We start from the raw sequence: 20,933 nt of genomic DNA, 5'->3' as shown, positions 1-20,933 counted from the left end.
GACTGTTTAATGTCAAAAACTATAATTAGTCTGGAAAATTGTCGTAAATCGTTTAAAAAAGCGTCAGACCAGGACTTACTGGTTCTGGAGGATGTCAATTTTGAATTGCATGAAGGTGAAATTGTCGCCTTGCTGGGAAAATCAGGCTCTGGTAAATCAACCCTGTTGCGGATTATCGCGGGTCTGGTTCCACCCAGTGCGGGCAAGGTCAGTTACCGTGGCCAGCCCGTCACCAAACCTGTGGCCGGCATTGCGATGGTATTCCAGTCTTTCGCCTTGATGCCCTGGTTAACCGTTCTCGAAAATGTGGAACTCGGGTTGGAAGCGCAGGGTGTTGGCCGGGAGGAACGTCGCCGCCGCGCCATTGAAGCGATTGACATTATCGGGCTGGACGGATTTGAGTCGGCTTTCCCGAAAGAATTGTCAGGGGGGATGCGGCAGCGGGTGGGCTTCGCACGCGCACTGGTGATCAACCCTGACGTACTGCTGATGGATGAGCCTTTTTCTGCTCTGGACGTGCTCACCGCGGAAAATCTGAAGTCTGACTTGCTGGAGTTATGGCAGGAAAAGAAAACCAATACCAATGGGATTTTACTGGTCACTCATAATATTGAAGAGGCGGCCATGCTTGCTGATCGCATCATTATTTTTGGCAGCGATCCTGGTTATATTCGTGCTGAATTACAGGTAGAGCTGCAGCAGCCTCGTGATCCGGAAACGCCTGAGTTTGGCGCGCTGGTGGATAAAATCTATCGTCTGATGACTTCAGGGCCGAAAGAGCGAGCCAAGCGGGCGCAGCGTGAACGCCAGATTGGCCTGGGTTATCGTTTGCCTGATGTGGAGCCCTCTGAACTTTCAGGTCTGATTGATACCCTGCAAACCTATGAAGAGCGAATTGATCTACCTGAGCTGGCCGATGAGCTCATGATGAATATTGATGATTTGTTCCCCTTGCTGGAAACATTGGAAATCCTTGGCTTTGCCAAAGTGTCCGATGGCGATATCCAATTGACTGAGCTTGGCAAACAGTACTCGGAAGCAGATTTACAGGAAAGGAAAAAGATATTTGCCCGCCGTCTCCTGGATAAAGTGCCTCTGGCGCGTTACATCCGGCGTATTCTTGACGAAAAATTCGGACATCGGGTTTCTGAAGAGCGGTTCCTCAGCAAATTGGAAGATTATCTGAGTGAGAAAGAAGCGGAGCGCGTCTTAAAAACAATGATTGACTGGGGACGCTATGCCGAGATTTTTGCCTATGATTTCAATACCGGTATTTTGAGTCTGGAGAATCCTGGTATTTCTGATCAAATGGCTGAGGAATAGTGCTATGTCATTTCCGCGCAGGCGGAAATCCATCGATGATTTGACACGGCGTAAGATCCTGCGTACCCCGCTTTATGCGGGGTATCCATAAAAATGGTAGTGAGTTTAAAATGCGTTTGCCAACCAGACGCATTGCCTGGATTCCCCGCATGAAGCGGGGAACGTAGGTGCTGTGAGTTTGGTCAGATCATTACTACCTGCTAAGCCATGCTCTTAGTCACCAGCTCCTTCAAATCATTCGACAATTTATGCCTGGCAAGCTCATGCAGCTGATTTTGCATCATCGATTGCCGTGGCAGATTGTATTGCTGCCAGCGGGTAAATGGCGTAGCCAGTCGGGCTGCGATTTGCGGATTAATTTGATCCATTTGCAGCAGCATTTCAGTAAGAAATTCATAGCCGCGACCATCCATAGCATGGAAATTCCTCGGATTCGCCTGACAGAAGCTGCCGATTAAAGCTCTTACCTTGTTTGGATTTTTGATAGAAAACGCTGGATGTTTCAGTAACTTGCGTACATGCTGCAAGGTATCTCTGTCTTCGCAACTGGCCTGGATAGCAAACCATTTATCAAGGACCAGCTCATTGTTCGCCCATTGCTCATAAAAGCGTGAAATGGCCTGCTGTTTTGCTTCATGATTATGCGAGTTAACCAATAAGGCGAAACTTGAAATCTGATCGCTCATTGTTCTGGCGCCGGCATATTGTTGCTGGCAAAGCGTGAGGCTGGTTTCTTCTTCTGCTTTCATCATAAACCAGAGCACGGTATTACGGAGCCTGCGGCGGCTGTAAGAGCTCGCATTCATCGTATGATTTTCTTTTTGCCATAAGCTTAAGTATTCAGATACCAGTGATTCAAACAGGGCTTTACCTAGCTGACTGCGATAGGCATCGCGCGCGGCTTCCAGTAAATCAACGTCAACGTCATGAAAATTAGTGATAATTTCCTCAAACCCAGGGGGGGTAAGCAGCTCCGCTTTAAGCGCTCGGTCAAGCGATTTATCGTGCAGGACATGCTGACAGGCATTGACCAAATCGTTGGGTATTTGCCATTGAGAGGGGTCCTGTTTCAAAAACTGGCCAATACAATCTGTAGTAAGACATTGTGCCGCATCCCATTTGGCTACGCCGTCGGTTTCAAAACGAAGTAACGACAAGAGTTCACGGCGATTGATTTCGCGTTTTAATTTCACTGGTGCTGAGAAATCCCGCAATAAAGAGACAACAGGTTTCTCTGGAAGATTGGGAATACGGAAAGTTTGTTCCTCTTCTTTTAATTCCAAAACGTCCTGTTCAATCTCCAGTTCCTTTCCATGTGTATCAAACAGGGCAATGCGAATGGGAATATGAAAGGCTTGCTTTTGCTCACATTCAGGGGTTGGCGGGCAGTGCTGTTTCATATGCAGGCTAAGCTCACCATCCTTATAAGCGCTTTTAATTTCGATCTCGGGTGTTCCCGCCTGACTGTACCACAGTTTGAATTGGGTCAAATCAACCCCATTGGCATCTTCCATTGCGGCGACAAAATCATCAATGGTTACCGCCTGACCGTCATGGCGTTCAAAATACAAATCCATACCGCGGCGAAATCCTTCTTTGCCGAGAATAGTGTGCTGCATCCGGATGACTTCTGCCCCTTTATTGTAAATAGTCGCGGTGTAGAAATTATTAATTTCCTGATAGGAGTTGGGGCGGACAGGATGCGCCATGCTGCCGGCATCCTCCGGAAACTGAGTGGTTCGCAGCATCTTCACATCAAGGATGCGGTTAACGTCTCTTGAGTTCATATCACGGGAAAATTCCTGATCGCGAAAAACAGTTAGTCCTTCTTTTAAACTCAATTGAAACCAGTCGCGGCAGGTGACGCGATTACCAGTCCAGTTATGGAAATACTCATGGCCGACAACCCCTTCCACATCGGCAAAATCCTGATCGGTCGCAGTTTCCGGGCGGGCAAGAATGTATTTGGAATTAAAAATATTTAATCCTTTATTTTCCATAGCCCCCATGTTGAAATCACTGACGGCCACAATCATAAAAATCGATAAGTCATATTCCCGTCCATAGACTTCTTCATCCCAGGTCATGGCATTTTTCAGGGAGTTCATCGCGTGCTGGCATTTGTCTTCATTTCCTGGCTCAACATAAATGCGGCAATCCACTTTATTACCGGAGCGCGTAATAAATTCATCCTGGATATGCACCAGACGTCCGGCAACCAGTGCAAAGAGGTATGACGGTTTCTTAAAAGGATCCTGCCATACCGCCCAGTGACGCCCGCCAGGCAATTCGCCAGAGTCAACGAGATTTCCATTGGATAGCAAAACCGGATATTTTTCCTTGTCCGCTTTTATGCGTGTGGTGAAGACGGTTAACACATCAGGTCTGTCAGGAAAAAAGGTAATGCGGCGAAAACCTTCAGCTTCACATTGGGTACAGAAGAGATGATTGGAGCGATATAGACCGGATAACTGAGTGTTATCCTGGGGGCGAATGCGGGTTACTATCGTAAGCTCAAACTCATCAGGACAATCCGGTAAAACAAGATCATTGTCTTTGCGATAATAAGCCCCCTCATTCAAGGGAATATTATTGAGTTTTATACTGACTAACTCGAGTTCATCGCCGTTTAAATGCAGTGCTCCGAGCCCCTGACGCTTCAGCCGCATGTGATTTTCAACCATTGCATGATCATCGTACAAATCAAAATCAAGATCGATTTTCTCGATAGAAAATACGGGAGGCTGATAGTTTTTACGGTAAATGGTTGTGCTGGACATAAACTTTTCTCCCTTTAAGAAATAATTTTCATTTCAATAACAAGTCAGTAAGGTCAGTCGCTTGATTCTTTGGGAATTTTTTATCGAAAGTACCTAGTCGGCAAGCCTTATTTGATCCTATACTAAATTTAGGAAGATAGTGTCTCGCTTTTACCAGCGAAATGCAAAATTAGAATGAGAAAGACTCGCGGATTTCCCGGTAGGGATCTGTAAAAGGGGATAAGTGATGAATACGCACGATTTTTTAGCTGGTTACACCAAACGCTATGTGGATAACAAAGAAGAGGAATTCACACTCGACGAATATCTTGAGATATGCCGTCAGGATCCCTCTGCCTATGCGAACCCGGCAGAGCGTCTGTTAATGGCTATCGGGGAACCCGAAGTGATTGACACCCGACATGATCCGGTACTGTCACGCATATTCTCTAACAAAATTATCCACCAGTATCCTGTGTTCAAAGAATTTTTTGGCATGGAAGACTCGATTGAGCTTATCGTTGGATTTTTAAAGCATGCCGCTCAAGGCCTGGAAGAAACCAAACAGGTACTCTATCTTTTGGGTCCTGTGGGAGGCGGGAAATCCTCGCTGGCTGAAAAACTGAAAGATTTAATGCAGAAGGTGCCAATATACGCTATCAAAGGTTCTCCAGTTTATGAGTCACCGCTTTCCTTATTTGATCCTCAGGAAGATGCGGAACTGCTCTATGAGAAATTTGGCATCCCGGCCCGTTATCTGCGCTATGTGATGTCTCCCTGGGCTGTCAAGCGTCTCCATGAGTTCAATGGCGACATCAGTAAATTCAAGGTTATTAAAGTCAAGCCATCGCGTCTAAAGCAGATTGCCATCGCCAAAACCGAGCCGGGTGATGAAAATAATCAGGATATTTCTTCTCTGGTCGGTAAGGTTGATATTCGCAAGCTGGAGGAGTTTTCTCAGGATGATCCGGACGCTTACAGTTTCTCTGGCGGTCTGTGCCGGGCTCACCGTGGTTTGCTCGAGTTTGTGGAAATGTTCAAAGCACCCATTAAAGTGCTGCACCCCTTGCTGACTGCGACTCAGGAAGGTAACTATAATGCGACCGAAGGCCTTTCCGCGATTCCTTTTGAAGGCATAATTCTCGCTCACTCCAATGAGTCAGAGTGGCAGACTTTCCGTAACAACAAAAACAATGAAGCCTTCATCGACCGGATTAACATTGTCAAAGTCCCTTATTGCTTAAGGGTCTCTGAGGAAAAACGCATTTACCAGAAACTGCTTGATCATAGCTCTTTAACCGATGCACCTTGCGCACCAGGAACTCTGGATATGCTGGCCCAATTTTCCGTCCTGACTCGCCTGAAGGAACCGCAAAACTCCAGCATTTACTCCAAGATGCGCGTTTATAACGGCGAAAGTCTTAAAGATACCGATCCTAAAGCCAAGTCCTATCAGGAATATCGGGATTTTGCCGGTGTTGATGAGGGTATGAGTGGAATTTCAACCCGGTTTGCATTCAAAATTCTGTCTAAAGTATTTAATTTTGATCACAGCGAAGTGGCTGCCAACCCGGTTCACCTCTTGTACATTCTGGAGAGACAAATTGAGCAGGAGCAATTTCCCCAGGAGCAACATGAGAAGTATCTAACGTTTATCAAAGAGCATTTAACCCCGAAATATGTTGAGTTTATTGGCAAGGAAATTCAAACAGCCTATCTTGAATCCTATTCAGAATACGGACAAAACATCTTCGATCGTTATATTACCTATGCTGATTTCTGGATCCAGGATCAGGATTATCGTGATCCGGATACGGGTGAAATCTTTGATCGCAGTTCTTTGAATATGGAACTGGAAAAAATTGAAAAGCCAGCAGGCATTTCCAATCCCAAGGATTTCCGTAATGAAGTCGTTAATTTCGTATTAAGGGCCAGAGCGAATAATCATGGAAAAAATCCAATCTGGAACAGCTATGAGAAACTGAAAACAGTAATCGAAAAGAAAATGTTTACCAATACGGAAGATTTACTGCCGGTTATTTCCTTCAATGCCAAGGCATCGGAAGATGACAAGAAGAAGCATGAGGAGTTTATCGCGCGTATGGTTGATAAAGGATACACCCGAAAACAGGTTCGCTTGTTATGCGAATGGTATTTAAGAGTGAGGAAATCGCAATAGCGCGTGCATTTACCAGCACGCATGGCGCTAACTTTATAGAAAATCCCCTCTCCCAAGGTGGGAGAGGGCCAGGGTGAGGGTTGTTTTTAAATCCCTCTCTCTAACTCTCTCCCTGAAGGAGAGAGGATTTTTGCTTAGCTAATGCTTGGAAACTGGTATTTTGAATAGGATGAGCGTATGTCGCAATTAATTGATCGACGACAGAATGCCGGCAAAAAGAGCACAGTCAATCGCCAGCGCTTTCTGAGACGTTATAAAAACCAAATAAAACGTGCCGTTTCTGATGCTGTAGGAAAACGCAGTATCACCGAGATTGATCAGGGCGAGATGATAAGCATCCCGGCAAAAGATATTTCTGAGCCGCAATTTCACCGTGGCAGAGGCGGGCGAGTGGAACGAGTTTTGCCTGGCAATGATCAGTTTATTGCCGGTGATCGAATTCGAAGACCCGATGGCGGCGGCAGCGGCGGCAGCGGTAGTCAGGCCAGTGACAGCGGTGAAGGCGAAGATGAGTTTGTATTTCAGTTATCTCGTGAAGAGTTCCTGGATCTCTATTTTGAAGATCTGGAGCTTCCTGATTTAATCAAAAAAGAACTGGCGCAGTTAACGACCTATAAAACGATTCGAGCAGGTGTGACCAGCAGCGGTATTCCCACCAATATCAATGTTGTCCGTTCAATGCGGCAAGCTACCGGCCGGCGTATGGCCTTGGGCGGCTCTTATAAAAAACGTTTGCGGCAGGCGGAAGAAGAGATGGAGCGCCTGCAGGCAAATCCTGATGCCGAAAAGTTTCAGATATTAGAATTGCAGCATGAAATTGAATTTCTAAAGAAAAAACTCAAAGCGGTTCCATTTATCGACACCATCGATTTGCGCTATAACAATCGGGTAAAGGTTCCAGCCCCTTCAACGCAGGCGGTTATGTTTTGTGTAATGGATGTTTCCGGATCAATGGATGAAGCAAAAAAAGATATAGCCAAACGATTCTTCATTCTACTGTATCTGTTTCTGACCAAGAATTATGAAAAAATTGAACTGGTGTTTATACGTCACCATACTTCCGCCAAGGAAGTTAATGAAGAGGAGTTCTTTTACTCGCGAGAGACAGGAGGCACAGTAGTCTCCAGTGCACTGGAGTTACTCAGTACTATTATTGAGGCGCGCTATCCGGTATCTGCCTGGAATATTTATGTGGCCCAGGCCTCTGACGGCGATAACTGGAACGCCGATTCACCATACTGTCAGGAATTGTTGCAGGAAAAAATTATGCCTTTACTGCAATATTTCGCCTATATTGAAATTATGCCCCGACACCATCAGAGCCTCTGGGAGGTTTATCAGAAAGTGCATGAGCTATATCCTAATTTCGCTATGGAAAATATCGATAATGTCGCTGATATTTATCCAGTATTTCGTGAATTGTTTAAAAGGAAGACCGCATGAAAAAAGAGCCGCTGTCAAAAGGGGCCGAGTGGACCTTCGACTTAATCCAGAGCTATGATCGCGAAATAGGCCGGCTGGCCAAAGATTTCAAACTGGAAACCTATCCCAATCAGATTGAGGTCATTACCGCCGAGCAAATGATGGATGCCTATGCTTCGGTGGGCATGCCGATTGGTTATCACCACTGGTCGTTTGGAAAACATTTTGTCGGTGTTGAAAAAAGTTACAAGCGAGGTCAAATGGGATTGGCCTATGAGTTAGTTATCAATTCCAACCCCTGTATTGCCTATCTGATGGAAGAAAATACAATGGCGATGCAGGCCCTGGTTATCGCCCATGCCTGCTATGGCCACAATTCTTTTTTTAAAAGCAATTACCTTTTCAAGATGTGGACTTCGGCCGACGCGATTATCGATTATCTGGTATTCGCCCGTAATTATATCAGTGAATGTGAAGAGCGTTATGGAATTGATGAAGTCGAATCGATTCTTGATGCCTGTCATTCATTAATGAATTATGGTGTTGACCGTTACAAGCATCCCGCTATCCTGTCGGTACAGGAAGAAAAAATTCGCCAGCAGAATCGCGAAATGTACTTGCAATCACAGGTCAATGAATTATGGCGAACCATCCCGCAAAGCAAGCGGGTGGACAGTAATGGTCAAAAGAAACGCTTTCCCGAAGATCCACAGGAAAATATTCTGTATTTTATTGAGAAAAATGCGCCCCTTTTGAAATCCTGGCAGCGGGAAATTGTGCGGATAGTACGCAAAATCGCTCAATATTTTTACCCGCAGGGACAAACCAAGGTAATGAATGAAGGTTGGGCCTGTTTTTGGCATTACACCCTGATTAATGCGCTCTATGATGAAAATCTGGTGACTGATGAATTTATGCTGGAAATTTTGCAAAGCCATACCAATGTGATTATGCAGCCCTCCTTTAACAGTCCCTATTTTAGCGGTATTAACCCCTATACTCTGGGTTATAACATGATGCAGGATATCAAACGGATTTGTGAGAATCCTACTGCGGAAGACAAGCAATGGTTTCCATATCTCGCTAATACGGATTGGCTAAGCAGTCTCGATACCGCCATGCGTAACTACAAGGATGAAAGTTTTATTGCCCAATACCTTTCACCGCAGTTAATACGGGATCTCAAACTGTTCCATATCGTGGACGATGACCGCCAGCCCGATTTGATGGTTGGAGCAATCCATGATGAGCAGGGTTATCAGTTAATCCGGGAGGCTCTATCTCGCCAGTATAATCTCGGTTTTCAGGAGCCTGATATTCAGGTCTACTCCGTGGATGTCGAAGGGAACAGAAGCCTGACATTGCGCTATATCCAGCAAAACCGCTCGCCCTTGGGGGATAACACCCAGGAAGTATTGAAGCATCTGTATACTCTTTGGAAGTTTCCAGTTCTTTTGCAAACGGTAGATGCCCAGGGTGAGGTCATTGCAGAATATCATTGTCCGCCTGTAAACAAGGGAAATAAACCTCCTCACTGATAGGGCTGAATAGCACTTTTGGTTCAAAAAATAACTGGCAATGCGTTATTTAGCGATAGGTATTGTCAGTAGAGGGTGTGGCATTTTGAGAGACAAAAAAATATGCCTGTACATTATTCGAGTCTTGTGTTTAAATGTTGTGCTTAGGCGAGCTTTAACCTGCAGATTATCTCGTTGTATGTTGTTTCATCTGTACGCAAATAAAACAGGAAACTATTATGCAATTCATTTTATATTTAGGTTTAATGCTGCTTACAGTGGCTTATATTTATCGAAGAATAACTCACTCCCTCCTAACCTTCCCTCATCCTGTCTCTTACTTAAAATTAACGGCCACACTTTTTAATGAAAAATTACAGTCCATGGAAAAACGTGAATTAAGTAAAGAAAAAATACAGGAAACCTTTATGCAATTCGTGGTTGATTTGGGCAAAAAATCATTACAGCCCAACCATAAAGGCATCAGTCTGTTTCTCTTACCCAATCTCTCACGGGTGTATGTCATCACAAAACCTGCTCTGATTCATCAGATTTATAATAATAGAGCCTTGCAGGGCAAATATGGCCAAACTCCTTTGTTTAACCGTCTTGATTACATTTTGGGTCCGAATAATCTGATGTCTTCAAAAAACGGTACGCCTGGTCATGATAATTTGCGCGGAGCAATCTTACGACGGAATGAAGACTTGCTTCATCGAAAAAATCAGGAAAATCGCTATGAGCTTGAGGCTTTGATTGAAGAGTTTTTTGAATTGCAAAGTGCTGATGTGAATCCAAATAAAAAAACACTTGGCCAGGTCATGGACGCGCTGTCAAGGCGTGTGCTGCTGTACAATTATTTTAGTAAAAAAAGTATTGATGTGTTTGAAACACTTTATCACCCCAGTTTAACTCAGGAACTGATGGGATGCTTGTTTGACATTGAGCCCGTCTCCGATACTGAGAAAATGCAGCTATGGAGCCTGCGGGAAAAGATTTTTAATTTTGGTTGTCTACTTCTGCAGCAGGGAGAACTTAAGGAGGAACTCTGCGCAACGGATAGCTGGCTAAATCGTTTAATGACCGCCCATGTTCTCGATAAGAAAGCGTTGGAGGAGGAGCTGCTAAGTCGAGGGATTGATCCGAAACGTCCTTTAACTGAGAGGGATTGCTCAAACTTAATCGAATTCGCAAAATGCCAGGGGGATACATGTGCTTTATCTTCCGCGGTCATTGATGCGCTTAATGAAAGTCTGTTTATCCCGCTGCTGGGTTTTGATGCAACTGCGACCCTGCTAATCACAACGCTTAGAATTATGCTGCAGGATCCAAGGATTTTAAAAATGGTTCGCCATGAATTAGCCGCCGCTGATTTTGACCATTCCAAACTTTCCACATGGGGAGGTGAAGAAAAACTGTCTTATACCGAGGCCGTCATATTGGAGGCGTTGCGTATACTCCCTCCTGCCCCAGCGATCCCTGAAGTGGTGCAAGAGCCTCTTGAGCTTAAGCAGTATGGTCAGTCAATCACCCTTCCACAAGGTGCTCTTTTGCTAATGCCCCTTGAAGCAATCCATCAGGATAGCAGTAATTTTCCCGATATTTATTTGTCCGAAGAAGCTGAAGCCTTGCTTGGAAAAAAAGTAGTGACCGCCAAAGATATCTTTCCTGAGCGCTGGCTGCCAGTAGACCATCAGGGAAATCATTACAACGCTCACTTGTTCACCGACACGCCACAATCCATACACCCTGCTCAGAAGGAAAAAGAAGGCAGCTTTCTCTCGTTTAAAACAGGCCGGCGACGTTGCCCCGGTCTTCGGCTTGCCCTTGGCGAAGCGCTTTCGGTGGTCAAGATGCTGACCAAATTTGATTTTGAAATTAAAGGTGAAGATGCGCTGAATTTTCCCTTTGTCTATAAAACCCCTTTACAAAGGCAGGGAGGAAAGGGACATTTGACGGTAAGGAAACAGCAGGAATACAAAAAAACTGGTGAGAATGCTCTTGTTCAGAAGCCCTTGCCGAAAATAGTGCGTTTTAATAATTTTACTGATAGAAACATTAATGTTCCAGAGGACGATTTATCACAGCAGTTTTGTAAAGCTTAGAATCTCGCTCCACCCACCACTCCTGCTAAGGAGTGATGGATGTAGCGAAGTGGAAAGGTTTAACAATCCCACTGAGTTTAATCACTTGCCAGTTCAATAGCAAAAGCCAAGCCTAATTTGGCAAAGTTAACCATATGTTCAGGAGTCAGACGATCCATTGTATCACCAGAGGTGTGAATTTTCTGATTATGGTGCTCAAAATCAGTTTCGCAAGGGAATGCTGCGGGAACCCCGGCCGCTGTCCATGAAGCATGATCGCTGCAGCCATATCCACATTCTGATTCAGCCACAGGAACACCAATATACGTCTTGATTAACTCAGACAGATAATCCGTTAACATATCATTGGTGTAATCGCGGAAAACCCACATGGTAGGATCATTTCGATCATTACGGAAACCGGTCATATCAAATTGAACTGCGGCAAGCACAGGAATATGTTCCTGCTCAAAATGCTCGACTACATACTGAGAGCCGACCAGACCGCGCTCTTCCGCAGCATACCAGATGATATAGATCGGACGGTTAAACTCCTGATGCGAGTTCAACAACACCCGGGCAATTTCCATGACGCTTGACGATCCGCTGCCGTCATCGCCGGCTCCGGGCATACGGCCATCAAGAGTATCCATATGCGCACCAATCACTATTCCGGGTGAACGGCTGTCTTTATTTATTACCGTAACCAGAGAAGGCTGCTTATACCAAACGCCCGTTTTGACAAAATAGGCATCCACATCGGTGCGCCCGGCGTCTTTTGCCATTTGCAGAAATTCTGACTTAAGCCATTTGGCAGCCTGCACTCCGGTGTTTTTGGTCGCGGAACGATTCTCATAATCAGTCAGGTGCTTGAGAGTTTTTAAAATATTCTCGGATTTAACCTGCTCAAGCGCTTCAATGACCGCTGAACGATGCTTGATTTTAAACTCGCTTTTTAAGAGAGTGTTCTGCTTCAAGGCAGGTTTTGTCAGCAGTTGATGAGCAGCCTCTGCTTTTGGGTTGCCGGACTTGTCTGCCAGCTGTCCGCTCACATTGACAAATCGACCACAACTCAATTGGTCAGCCAGTAAGCTGATACTTTGAAGTTCGTCAGAAGGCAGATTGATAATCTTAAACTCGTTGTTCTCCGCAAGGATTTCAAATTGCGAAGGCATTTTTGCTGCAAGACATTGCGGCACTTGTATTTGTTCCATGTGAGCCTGGCCTTGCGCTGCCAGAGGATTGGTCATCAGCATTAACCCAGTGGAAAGAAAAGTCATCCATTGATTCAAACGCATCATTACTCCTTAATTGATAAATGGCTTAATTCGTCATAAAGCATGTCTTAACTGAAGGTACAACAACAGGCTGTTTGAGAAATGCTTTACGATGTCTACAGATAGTACATGATGACTTCAAGATTGTAATCCAAAATTTTTCCTAAGGATTCATCTAGGCGGCCAAACTCGCTTGCATGCTAGATTAATCAACAGCTTGCCTTATAAATTCAATCCATCAAAGTCGCTTATAAAGAACAATATGTGTCATAATTGCCCGTTTCCTTATTGATAATCATTTTCATTTGTTATAAAGTTGCAAATTCTTTTGGATGGTAAACACGGGCTAAAAATGAAATCAAAAAAAATACCCTATTATCTGCTTCTCCTTCTGTTGACTGTTGGAGCCAGCCTTATTCTCGGCTTCCTGAGTTTTGGCGGAATGTTTGTTCTCTGGCCCGTGCTTCCTCTGGCTTTCGGCGCCTTCTTTCTCTCTGTTGCTTATGAATACGAAATATACATGCAGAATATCACCGGCGCGCTTGGTAAGCTGGGTTTTAAACGTGATTATCTGGAACGCCATCTGGCCAGGGAATTTTTACTTAATAACTTTCCTAAAGAAGGAGCGGAGCTTGAGGGCGGGCCGGAATTTTTCAGAGATTATAAAAAAATGCTGCAGCGTCTTCATGCCTTGGGCGAGGATCCTTTAGACGAAGCAGGTCGTCTCAAAAAGAAAAAGATTGAGAAAAAGCTCAGTGATATGGAAAAATGGTTTGCTGAGCAACTCTTTGCCAAGAATGATGAGGAAGAGGACCTCACTCCCTATCAGCAGGAGCTTCGCCAATGGTTGAAGACCAGAGGTCAGGATGAAGTGCAGGAGTTGTTTACACGACGTCGTCTGTATTACCGTCTTGCTGGCGCATTCAGTATTCTTGCCGGTCTTTTCATGGGAGCGGGCACCACGTATCTTCTGGTAGGTGAGTTTGCGGCTATCCCTTTGTTGGCGGCGATCCCTTTCTCCATGCTGCCGGCCTTTATTATCCCCATGGCTGTCATTGCCGGTGCTGCTTACGGTTTCCTCACCTATAATGCCATCACCGATATGATCAATAATGATACCTTGCGCCAATGGTATATCAAAATCCGTGACAATTTAGTCAAGGAAGTCAATTTGCGCAGTCTGTTTCTGGCAGTGACTTCCGTGCTCCTGGTCGGTCTAGCCATTGCTTTAACGATTTGTACAGCGGGTACCTGGTGGACAGTGGTTAAAAACTCGCGTCCTTTGTTTGCATGGATGGGTAAAATCCCCGTATTCGTAATGGGAATCATAAATCCCATTATCACTGGTCTTTCTGCAGTGTTTTTTAATCTGGAAAATACCAGCAATACCTTTGAAATTATCGACGGCGCTCTGAAAAGTAAGAAATCCTGGTTTAGAGAATTTATAAACGATGTCAAGCAAGGCTGGGCTGAACTGCGTCAGAAAGAAAACTGGCTACAGATCATCAATCCCTTTCGTCTGGTCATTAATATTTTATTGGCCCCTCTTCGCCTGATTTTATTTTTGGGGCATTTGATTAGCATTGGCGTCACTTCAGATCGCGTGCCCGGGATTCCGGAAACCGTGTCTGCAGGTTTGGGTACAATAAGTGAATTGGGTGAGGACTGGCATTATTTCTTCCCCGGCAGCCATGAGCATAAGCATGATGATTTCAAATTAAAACACGCTTTAAAAGATCGTCTGAGTGCAAAAGGAGGACATAGCCATGATAATGACGATGCGCCTACCGTCATATTGAAATTTTTACTTTCTCCTGTATTTCTGCTGGCAACGCTTTATGCCTGGGGGGCAAGCCAGTTTAATAATCCGAATGATCAGACGAATCCCCGCGAGGTGTTAACTTTCAAACAGGCCTGGTATCAGCAAACAGGGCGAAAAGCTGAGCAATCTGAAAAACCCCTTCAAGAGCCTATTGAGGCGATTTCCGAAGAATGGGAAATTGAGCATACGCTCTATAAAGTGGATAACTTCCAGAAAAAACATTTCAGCTCCGCCTTTAATTCCAAAATAGTTAAGGAAAAAACAGAAGGTCTTGATGCCTTTCAAAAGGAACTGCGTCAACTGGCTAAACAAAGAAAGGAATTCAGCGAAGAGTGTGCTCCAAAGTTGAATTTGAAGGGCAAAATCGAAGAAGAAGCCGAAAAGTCTCTCTACAATAAGCATCGCTTCTTTGAGAAAGGTGACGCCACGACCAAAACATTCCTGCAGGAGTTGCCGCAGTCGGTTTGCGCCGCCTGATCTCCTGCTTGCTTCCATCCTGCGAGAATGGTAGAAGGTAGTTTTAGAATTTAGAATCGAGGCAATTATGTCAATTAAATCAGATCAATGGATTACCAGAATGGCACTGGAACACGGGATGATTTCCCCGTTCCAGTCGGAGCAGGTACGCGATACCGGCAATGGCCGAATCATTTCCTTTGGTGTTTCCAGCTATGGCTATGACGTGCGTTGTGCGGACGAGTTTAAAATTTTTACAAACATTAACTCAGCAATCGTTGATCCCAAATCATTTGACGCCAACAGTTTTGTTGATGTCAAATCCGATGTTTGTATTATCCCCCCCAATTCCTTTGCTTTAGCCAGGACTGTGGAGTATTTCCGTATTCCACGCAATGTTCTAACGATCTGCCTTGGTAAATCGACTTATGCCCGCTGTGGCATTATCGTGAACGTCACTCCGCTTGAGCCGGAATGGGAAGGGCATGTCACTCTGGAGTTTTCCAATACGACCCCTCTACCCGCCAAAATTTATGCCAATGAAGGGGTGGCGCAAATGATATTCCTTGAGTCTGATGAGGTCTGTTCCGTTTCCTATCGCGATCGTCACGGCAAGTATCAGGGGCAAACAGGGGTTACTTTGCCGCGAACCTGACATTGTCCTGGTAAGCGAAGCCTATCCAGGTTCACGAGCGGTTAATGCCCAATAGCCGTTCCCTGGCGTGCTTTCCTTACCGAGGCTACGGCTGCATTAATCCTTATTCGTCGTCTTCCTCACCTTGCAACGGGATGGTTTCCCTGGAGCTGTCTACCCGTTCACGTAACTCTTTTCCTGGCTTAAAGTGGGGACTATATTTAGCCTCAGTGATAACTTTTTCACCTGTTTTAGGATTGTGGGCATTTCTGGGTGGACGATAATGCAATGAAAAACTGCCAAAGCCACGAATTTCAATCCGTTGACCGCTAATAAGTGCTTCACTCATTAATTCCAGAATACGATTGATACCATCACTGACTTGCTTTTCGGGCAAGTGAGTCATTTTTGCAGCTAGGTTTGCTATGAGTTGCGATTTAATCATACCTACCTCGGTTGGCCGCGTTTCAGAAGGCTCTTGCCCAAAAGGCTTCAGCTAAGAGCTTAAAGTACTACTCTATTAATCAGTATAGACTCGCAAAAAAATTATTCAATCTTATCAATTAACTGTAACAAGATTTTATGAGTCTGCAAATAGTAAATAGGCTGATCTTTTTATTACTGTCTTTGCTGGATAAAAACATCGACTTCTCCCCAGTTCATTTGCACTCTGGCAGTGCGTATCAGAGTAAACAAAGAGGATTGCAGTGCTTTGCTGGTGCTGAGCACCAGGCTGCCGGCGGCAATGCCTTCCAGTACATGACTTAAGTGCTGCCAGCGCTCGCCAAAAAAGGCGGTGGCATTAATATAGACTATGTTTGCATCGGAAAAGTCAGCAGAAAAGATATCATTATTTTCAAAATCAATATGATGATAATTCTCTTCATAAGCGGGCAATGCTTTTAGTTTTTCCCGCTGCCGTAAGGCGCTGCAATGGAGACTTTCAAACAGCTCTATTCCCGCGCTTTTTTTAACTGGAAACACCATGGCACAGGCAAGTACTGTTTTGCCGGTTCCGCTGCCTAAATCATAGAAAATAGTGGCCGGCCCTGGCTTGCATAAAGACAGCAAAGCAATAAATGATTGAAATTCAATTTCTCCATACACATATTCCGGCGAATCATTGTGAGCACGGGCCTCTTTGGAAAGATGAAATCCGCTGACCGATTGATACAATTGATTGAATACCTTTTCATGTTCATCAAGGTTAAGGCCATCGCGCCATTGCTTCAGCCGCCATCCTTTGCGCCATTTTTTAATATGCATCATCAACAAAGGAATGGCCGCTATACCAAGAAGAGTCCACATTTCAGCTCTTATTCATTGAGGCAGTATTCAGAATCTTGTTTTTTTCCTGATGGGACAGGTTAGGCCAGGCCTTTAACAAGACTTTACCCGCCTCACGCTCATTTCGGGCATGCTGATGCATTTCCCAAGGCAATTCATTACTGATATAAAGCCCAATAAACAAGCTGGTAATAAAGGTGACAATCAAGGCCAGACTCACTGAACGCCATTGAAATGAGCGTAAAAGGCCTGTGCTTTTCTGAATGGCGCGAGTCGCTACTTTTTCAACCTGTATGCAGCTCTCATTGGCAATCCGTTTGAAATAGTGTGCATCATAATCCGCCAATTGCTGATCAATCTTTGCGATAGCCTGCTGGGTATGCTGTTCAATTAAATGAAGTTGTTTGTGAAAACTTTTATTAAACTCCCGCAGCTGACTGGCAATTTCAACGAGCATTTGCTGACTGGCTTTTTCCAGCATGGCAAGATGTTTTTCTCCCTGTACTAAAGTTTGCTCAGCACTGAGCCTTAAACGCGCCAGCCCGGCCTGGGTGAGGACTTCATGCAAGGATTCCAGCTCCTGATGCAGATTTTGTAATTTCTGCTCAATTTTTTGATGCTGATTCTGCGCCTGTTCTTCAATGTCTTGCCGCCAGGCAATCATTTTAGTCTCTGCCAGTTCAAAATAAGCAATAAATTCACCAGTATGCCGTAATAGCTCTTTCAGTTTAGCTATTTCCTGGTCTCGCATTAGTTCCATAGACCCTCCTGGTTGTCAGAACTGGCACGCCTGTTAATATTAGGGTTCCGCTGCTATTTTTCATTGTAAAAGGTTATTCATGTTAAAAAATTTTGCTCTCTTTAGCATTTTATTTATTGTGCTCGGAACGCTATTCATCTTTTTTTATCAAAGAAAACTAATCTATTTTCCAGCAAAACTGATGCCAAGTCCTGCGAGTTTCCACGCTCAGGATATGCAGGTCGTGTCATTGCGGACAAGCGATGGACTGACATTGCAATCCTGGTACAAACCGGCTAAATCCGGGCAAGCTACGGTTCTTTTCCTGCATGGTAATGGAGGCCATATTGGGATGCGCATGCCGATGGCAAGGCAATGGATCAATCACGGCTTTGGGGTCTTTCTTTTAGAGTACCGAGGGTATTCGGGTAATCCCGGGTTTCCTTCAGAGGAGGGTTTTTATCAGGACGCCGAAGCGGCAATAGCCTTTTTAAGGCAGCAGGGTGTGACCGATGAACATCTGGTGATTTACGGTGAATCGCTCGGCACCGGGGTGGCTACCTATTTGTCAGCAACCCATGGCGCATGTGCTTTAATTTTGCAAAGCCCATTTACCTCGTTAAGTGCTATTGCCAGATACCATTATCCGCTGATATTGATTTCCCCCTGGGATAAATATGATTCCCTGTCGCGTATTCAGGACATCAAGAGCCCGTTGCTGATTCTTCATGGAGATCAGGACAGTATAGTGCCCTATACTCAGGGTGTTGAACTCTTTGAGGCCGCTAATCAACCCAAAAAGTTTATCCGGATTCAAGACCGAGGACATAATGATCTATGGGGCAGGGAGTTTTATCAGGAGGTCATTCAATTTATTCAGCGAAGCTGCAGCTAATAGACCGGTGTGTTGCACAAGAACTGTCTTTGCGAGCGTCAGCGAAGCAATTCCTGACTTTGTTCAAGCTCCGATCTGGATTGCTTCACTCCGTTCGCAACGACAAGAGGTTTTTCTGTACAAATTAATATTTCCTTAATCTATATTGATTAGAATGGAATCATACAGGTAAGAGGAGAGGTGTCATGGCCATAGCGACATCGACATTTTTTAGACAGGCCCCAAGTATCACTCCACTTGTCCGGCCTGTCATCCAATCCGCTGACAAGCAGCAGGCGGGATATATTTATGTTGGTGAAGAGAACGATTGTTTTTTTCGTTCTGCAGCGGCCGCAATTATCAGCAAAGCTTTGGACAATCCGGCAAAGCATGAGGGACTGATTCAGCAGATCCTTGAATACCATAAAACCCTTTTTCCGAAGCCCCAGCAGCTTGAACGTGCTGATTCTTATGTGAAACGTTTAAGACAGCTAATGGTACAACAGCCCATTACTCAATTTGTGAGAGATTTGGGATTTACCCTTCGCCAGATCACTGTCGATGAGTTGGTTTCTGACCCGGTTGCTTATCAGGATGCGTTTTCTGATCAGCTTTCATCGGTGGCAAAAATGAGGCAGTCAGACACCAGGATCAATGATCATGTGGTGAGAGATGCTTTGGCAAAACGTTTGAGTTTATCCATAAAGATACTTGAAGTGGAGCCAGGTAAAGAATTTCATGCTACTCATCATTCTTCACCCCCAGAAGGCGTGACGCCTGCTGCCAAACTTAAACTGCAAGTCGAGGACAAGATTTATCGCCCGCATGTAGCCAACAGTGCTGTCTTTGAAAAATATAATGCAGCGATGGCCTTGCCAGAGTTGCCTGAAGTAAACCGAGCCAGTGATCCCGGCATGGAAGAACTGAAGGCCCAGATCAAAGAAAGCAGACAATTGTTGCGCCAGGATTACTTACGTCGTGTTAAAAATCTGGAAGTCAAGTATAAAGCAAAGGATTTTGATAAGACGGGACTTAGAGAAACATTACTAGAGGAATGGAAACATAGCTTTAATTATCATTTGCGTGTTCCCTATGCGGGTATTGAACATGGCATTCAGAAGTTTTTCCGCAGGAATATCGGGCTTGCCAACAAGCATGAAGCAACCAATATTAAGCCACAGAGAGATTACCAGGACCATACAGCTCTGGATTTCATCCATACGATTGCCCAGGGATTATCCCTTGGAATCTTTAATGAAGACAGAGTGTTTGCTAATCTAAAGAAGTACTCTTCAGAAAATAAGAAGCAAGAGCCCTCCGCAGGAATGAGAATGCGTTAATAATGTCTAAAAGAGAAATCCCCTCTCCCAAGCTGGGAGAGGGCTAGGGTGAGGGTTGATTTTAAACCCCTCTCTCTAACTATCTCCCCTGAGGGGCGAGAGGATCCCTATGGATTCAAATATCCCTGCTGCCTCATCCAATCGTCACTCGCAAATTTGCTCATGTAATTGCGGATCGAATCAGGGAGGATGACCAGGCATTTGTCACCCTGTTTTAAGGATCTTGCTGCTTGCAGTGCTGCCCAGGCGGCGCCTCCGCTGGAGCCTCCTACCAATAAGCCCTCTTCGCGAATCAGACGTCTTGCAGTGTTAAAAGAGTCTGCATCATTGATTTTGACATAACGGTCGATGAGCTGGTTATTCAGAACATCGGGAAAGAAATCATAGCCGATGCCTTCAACGTCATAGGGTTTAATTTCATCTCCTCCGCCCAGAATAGAGCCAATCGGGTCAACGCCGACTATCTGGATTTCAGGATTATATTCTTTAAGACGTCTGGCAATACCGCTAATCGTACCGCCTGTACCAACACCTGCCACGACCATCGTCAGGCTTTTGCCAAAATCCTCAATGATTTCTTCGGCTGTGCCATGGTAATGAGCGTTAGGGTTATTGGGATTGGCGTATTGATCGAGAATATGCGAGTTGGGTATTTCTTTCTGCAGCCGGATGGCCAGCGAAATATGGCTTTCAGGCGCGTTCCAGGCGGCTTCAGTCGGGGTTCTGTAAATTACAGCGCCCAAGCGCTCCAGAGCCACTTGTTTTTCCTGGCTCATTTTATCGGGCATGGTAATAATCACTTTATATCCCAGCACCGCACCTGCCAGGGCAATGCCAATCCCTGTATTCCCTGAGGTGGGTTCTATCAATGTGTCACCTGGTTTGATGCGGCCTTCCTCCTCTGCTTTTTTTACCATTTCATAGCCAATACGGTCCTTAACGGAACCTCCTGGATTGAAAAATTCGCATTTGGCATACAGCTCACAATCGAGTTCTTTTCCCAGTTTATTTAAACGTACAACGGGAGTATGTCCTATCGTTTCCAGAATATTTGAATAAATCATGAATAGCTCAAGATTAAAGAAGGAGGGTGCTCTACTTTAACAAGGAATTTTATCAGGAACAATTGATAAAATGATTATCCCAATCTCTAAATTCAAGCGTATTGATTTTACAAGTTAAAACACAAGAGCTAGAATTTCAACTTGTATGGAATTAAC

General features: G+C 44.8%; 15 protein-coding genes. 9 read left to right on the top strand and 6 right to left on the bottom strand.

The genetic code is table 11. The features are described 5' to 3' along the window. The first annotated feature begins 9 nt into the window (after positions 1-9). Entirely contained in the window at positions 10-1,323 is a 1,314-nt protein-coding gene (locus tag DYH61_RS13795; RefSeq protein WP_058507140.1) for an ABC transporter ATP-binding protein, read from the top strand. Between the two features lie 200 nt (positions 1,324-1,523). On the opposite strand, the gene pepN is transcribed toward DYH61_RS13795, so the two are convergent. Then, positions 1,524-4,103 (bottom strand): aminopeptidase N, encoded by a 2,580-nt coding sequence (gene pepN, locus DYH61_RS13790; protein WP_058507141.1) that lies wholly within the window; start codon positions 4,101-4,103, stop codon positions 1,524-1,526. Positions 4,104-4,329: 226 nt separating this feature from the next. Between pepN and DYH61_RS13785 the strand changes: the two genes are divergently transcribed. The 4 genes from DYH61_RS13785 (at position 4,330) to DYH61_RS13770 (ending at position 11,305) form a co-directional block, all read left to right on the top strand. Further along, entirely contained in the window at positions 4,330-6,261 is a 1,932-nt protein-coding gene (locus tag DYH61_RS13785) for a PrkA family serine protein kinase (protein WP_058507142.1), read from the top strand. Between the two features lie 177 nt (positions 6,262-6,438). Next, a complete protein-coding gene (locus DYH61_RS13780) occupies positions 6,439-7,704 on the top strand; it encodes a YeaH/YhbH family protein (protein ID WP_058507143.1) in 1,266 nt (421 codons plus the stop codon). Further along, positions 7,701-9,221 carry a SpoVR family protein gene (locus DYH61_RS13775; protein WP_058507144.1) on the top strand — a complete coding sequence of 507 codons (1,521 nt, stop codon included), beginning with the start codon at positions 7,701-7,703 and terminating at the stop codon, positions 9,219-9,221. The genes DYH61_RS13780 and DYH61_RS13775 overlap by 4 nt, the downstream gene beginning before the upstream one ends. A 218-nt stretch (positions 9,222-9,439) precedes the next feature. Beyond that, the gene (locus tag DYH61_RS13770) at positions 9,440-11,305 is read left to right on the top strand and encodes a cytochrome P450 (RefSeq protein WP_058507145.1); all 1,866 of its coding nucleotides are present in this window, start codon (positions 9,440-9,442) and stop codon (positions 11,303-11,305) included. A 77-nt stretch (positions 11,306-11,382) separates the two neighbouring features. On the opposite strand, the gene lapA is transcribed toward DYH61_RS13770, so the two are convergent. Then, on the bottom strand, positions 11,383-12,582 hold the full coding sequence (lapA, locus tag DYH61_RS13765; RefSeq protein WP_058507146.1) for an aminopeptidase LapA: 1,200 nt from the start codon (positions 12,580-12,582) through the stop codon (positions 11,383-11,385). A gap of 331 nt (positions 12,583-12,913) precedes the next feature. On the opposite strand from lapA, the gene DYH61_RS13760 reads away from it, so the two are divergent. After that, positions 12,914-14,860, top strand: a complete 1,947-nt coding sequence (locus DYH61_RS13760) for a hypothetical protein (RefSeq protein WP_058507147.1) — start codon at positions 12,914-12,916, stop codon at positions 14,858-14,860. Between the two features lie 67 nt (positions 14,861-14,927). Next, complete coding sequence (dcd, locus tag DYH61_RS13755) at positions 14,928-15,494, top strand: dCTP deaminase (RefSeq protein WP_058507148.1); 567 nt, start codon at positions 14,928-14,930, stop codon at positions 15,492-15,494. A 103-nt stretch (positions 15,495-15,597) separates the two neighbouring features. On the opposite strand, the gene DYH61_RS13750 is transcribed toward dcd, so the two are convergent. The 3 genes from DYH61_RS13750 to DYH61_RS13740 form a co-directional block, all read right to left on the bottom strand. Next, positions 15,598-15,918, bottom strand: coding sequence for an integration host factor subunit beta (locus tag DYH61_RS13750; protein WP_058507149.1), 321 nt, complete (start codon positions 15,916-15,918; stop codon positions 15,598-15,600). A 173-nt stretch (positions 15,919-16,091) separates the two neighbouring features. Further along, positions 16,092-16,781, bottom strand: coding sequence for a class I SAM-dependent methyltransferase (locus DYH61_RS13745; protein WP_058507150.1), 690 nt, complete (start codon positions 16,779-16,781; stop codon positions 16,092-16,094). 1 nt (position 16,782) lies between these two features. Continuing rightward, positions 16,783-17,520 carry a hypothetical protein gene (locus DYH61_RS13740; protein ID WP_058507151.1) on the bottom strand — a complete coding sequence of 246 codons (738 nt, stop codon included), beginning with the start codon at positions 17,518-17,520 and terminating at the stop codon, positions 16,783-16,785. Between the two features lie 79 nt (positions 17,521-17,599). Here DYH61_RS13740 and DYH61_RS13735 point away from each other — a divergent pair, with 79 nt between their 5' ends. Next, positions 17,600-18,394, top strand: coding sequence for an alpha/beta hydrolase (locus DYH61_RS13735; protein ID WP_058507152.1), 795 nt, complete (start codon positions 17,600-17,602; stop codon positions 18,392-18,394). A 185-nt stretch (positions 18,395-18,579) separates the two neighbouring features. Beyond that, positions 18,580-19,713, top strand: coding sequence for a hypothetical protein (locus tag DYH61_RS13730; RefSeq protein ID WP_115343313.1), 1,134 nt, complete (start codon positions 18,580-18,582; stop codon positions 19,711-19,713). A gap of 107 nt (positions 19,714-19,820) precedes the next feature. Here DYH61_RS13730 and DYH61_RS13725 read toward each other — a convergent pair whose 3' ends face one another. After that, positions 19,821-20,777, bottom strand: a complete 957-nt coding sequence (locus DYH61_RS13725) for a pyridoxal-phosphate dependent enzyme (protein WP_058507154.1) — start codon at positions 20,775-20,777, stop codon at positions 19,821-19,823. Between the last annotated feature and the right edge of the window lie 156 nt (positions 20,778-20,933).

Source organism: Legionella quinlivanii, assembly GCF_900461555.1.
Lineage (GTDB): Bacteria > Pseudomonadota > Gammaproteobacteria > Legionellales > Legionellaceae > Legionella_C > Legionella_C quinlivanii.
Note: the sequence above shows the minus strand (reverse complement) of the source record. Positions and strands in the feature narration are given on the sequence as shown.

What these genes read in the sequence shown, in the direction of transcription:
- pepN (WP_058507141.1), bottom strand. Translation starts at nt 4,103, where the DNA reads ATGTCCAGCACAACCATTTACCGTAAAAACTATCAGCCTCCCGTATTT.
- DYH61_RS13740 (WP_058507151.1), bottom strand. Translation starts at nt 17,520, where the DNA reads ATGGAACTAATGCGAGACCAGGAAATAGCTAAACTGAAAGAGCTATTA.
- lapA (WP_058507146.1), bottom strand. Translation starts at nt 12,582, where the DNA reads ATGCGTTTGAATCAATGGATGACTTTTCTTTCCACTGGGTTAATGCTG.
- DYH61_RS13730 (WP_115343313.1), top strand. Translation starts at nt 18,580, where the DNA reads ATGGCCATAGCGACATCGACATTTTTTAGACAGGCCCCAAGTATCACT.
- DYH61_RS13775 (WP_058507144.1), top strand. Translation starts at nt 7,701, where the DNA reads ATGAAAAAAGAGCCGCTGTCAAAAGGGGCCGAGTGGACCTTCGACTTA.
- DYH61_RS13770 (WP_058507145.1), top strand. Translation starts at nt 9,440, where the DNA reads ATGCAATTCATTTTATATTTAGGTTTAATGCTGCTTACAGTGGCTTAT.
- DYH61_RS13795 (WP_058507140.1), top strand. Translation starts at nt 10, where the DNA reads ATGTCAAAAACTATAATTAGTCTGGAAAATTGTCGTAAATCGTTTAAA.
- DYH61_RS13760 (WP_058507147.1), top strand. Translation starts at nt 12,914, where the DNA reads ATGAAATCAAAAAAAATACCCTATTATCTGCTTCTCCTTCTGTTGACT.
- DYH61_RS13750 (WP_058507149.1), bottom strand. Translation starts at nt 15,918, where the DNA reads ATGATTAAATCGCAACTCATAGCAAACCTAGCTGCAAAAATGACTCAC.
- DYH61_RS13785 (WP_058507142.1), top strand. Translation starts at nt 4,330, where the DNA reads ATGAATACGCACGATTTTTTAGCTGGTTACACCAAACGCTATGTGGAT.
- dcd (WP_058507148.1), top strand. Translation starts at nt 14,928, where the DNA reads ATGTCAATTAAATCAGATCAATGGATTACCAGAATGGCACTGGAACAC.
- DYH61_RS13725 (WP_058507154.1), bottom strand. Translation starts at nt 20,777, where the DNA reads ATGATTTATTCAAATATTCTGGAAACGATAGGACATACTCCCGTTGTA.
- DYH61_RS13745 (WP_058507150.1), bottom strand. Translation starts at nt 16,781, where the DNA reads ATGTGGACTCTTCTTGGTATAGCGGCCATTCCTTTGTTGATGATGCAT.
- DYH61_RS13735 (WP_058507152.1), top strand. Translation starts at nt 17,600, where the DNA reads ATGTTAAAAAATTTTGCTCTCTTTAGCATTTTATTTATTGTGCTCGGA.
- DYH61_RS13780 (WP_058507143.1), top strand. Translation starts at nt 6,439, where the DNA reads ATGTCGCAATTAATTGATCGACGACAGAATGCCGGCAAAAAGAGCACA.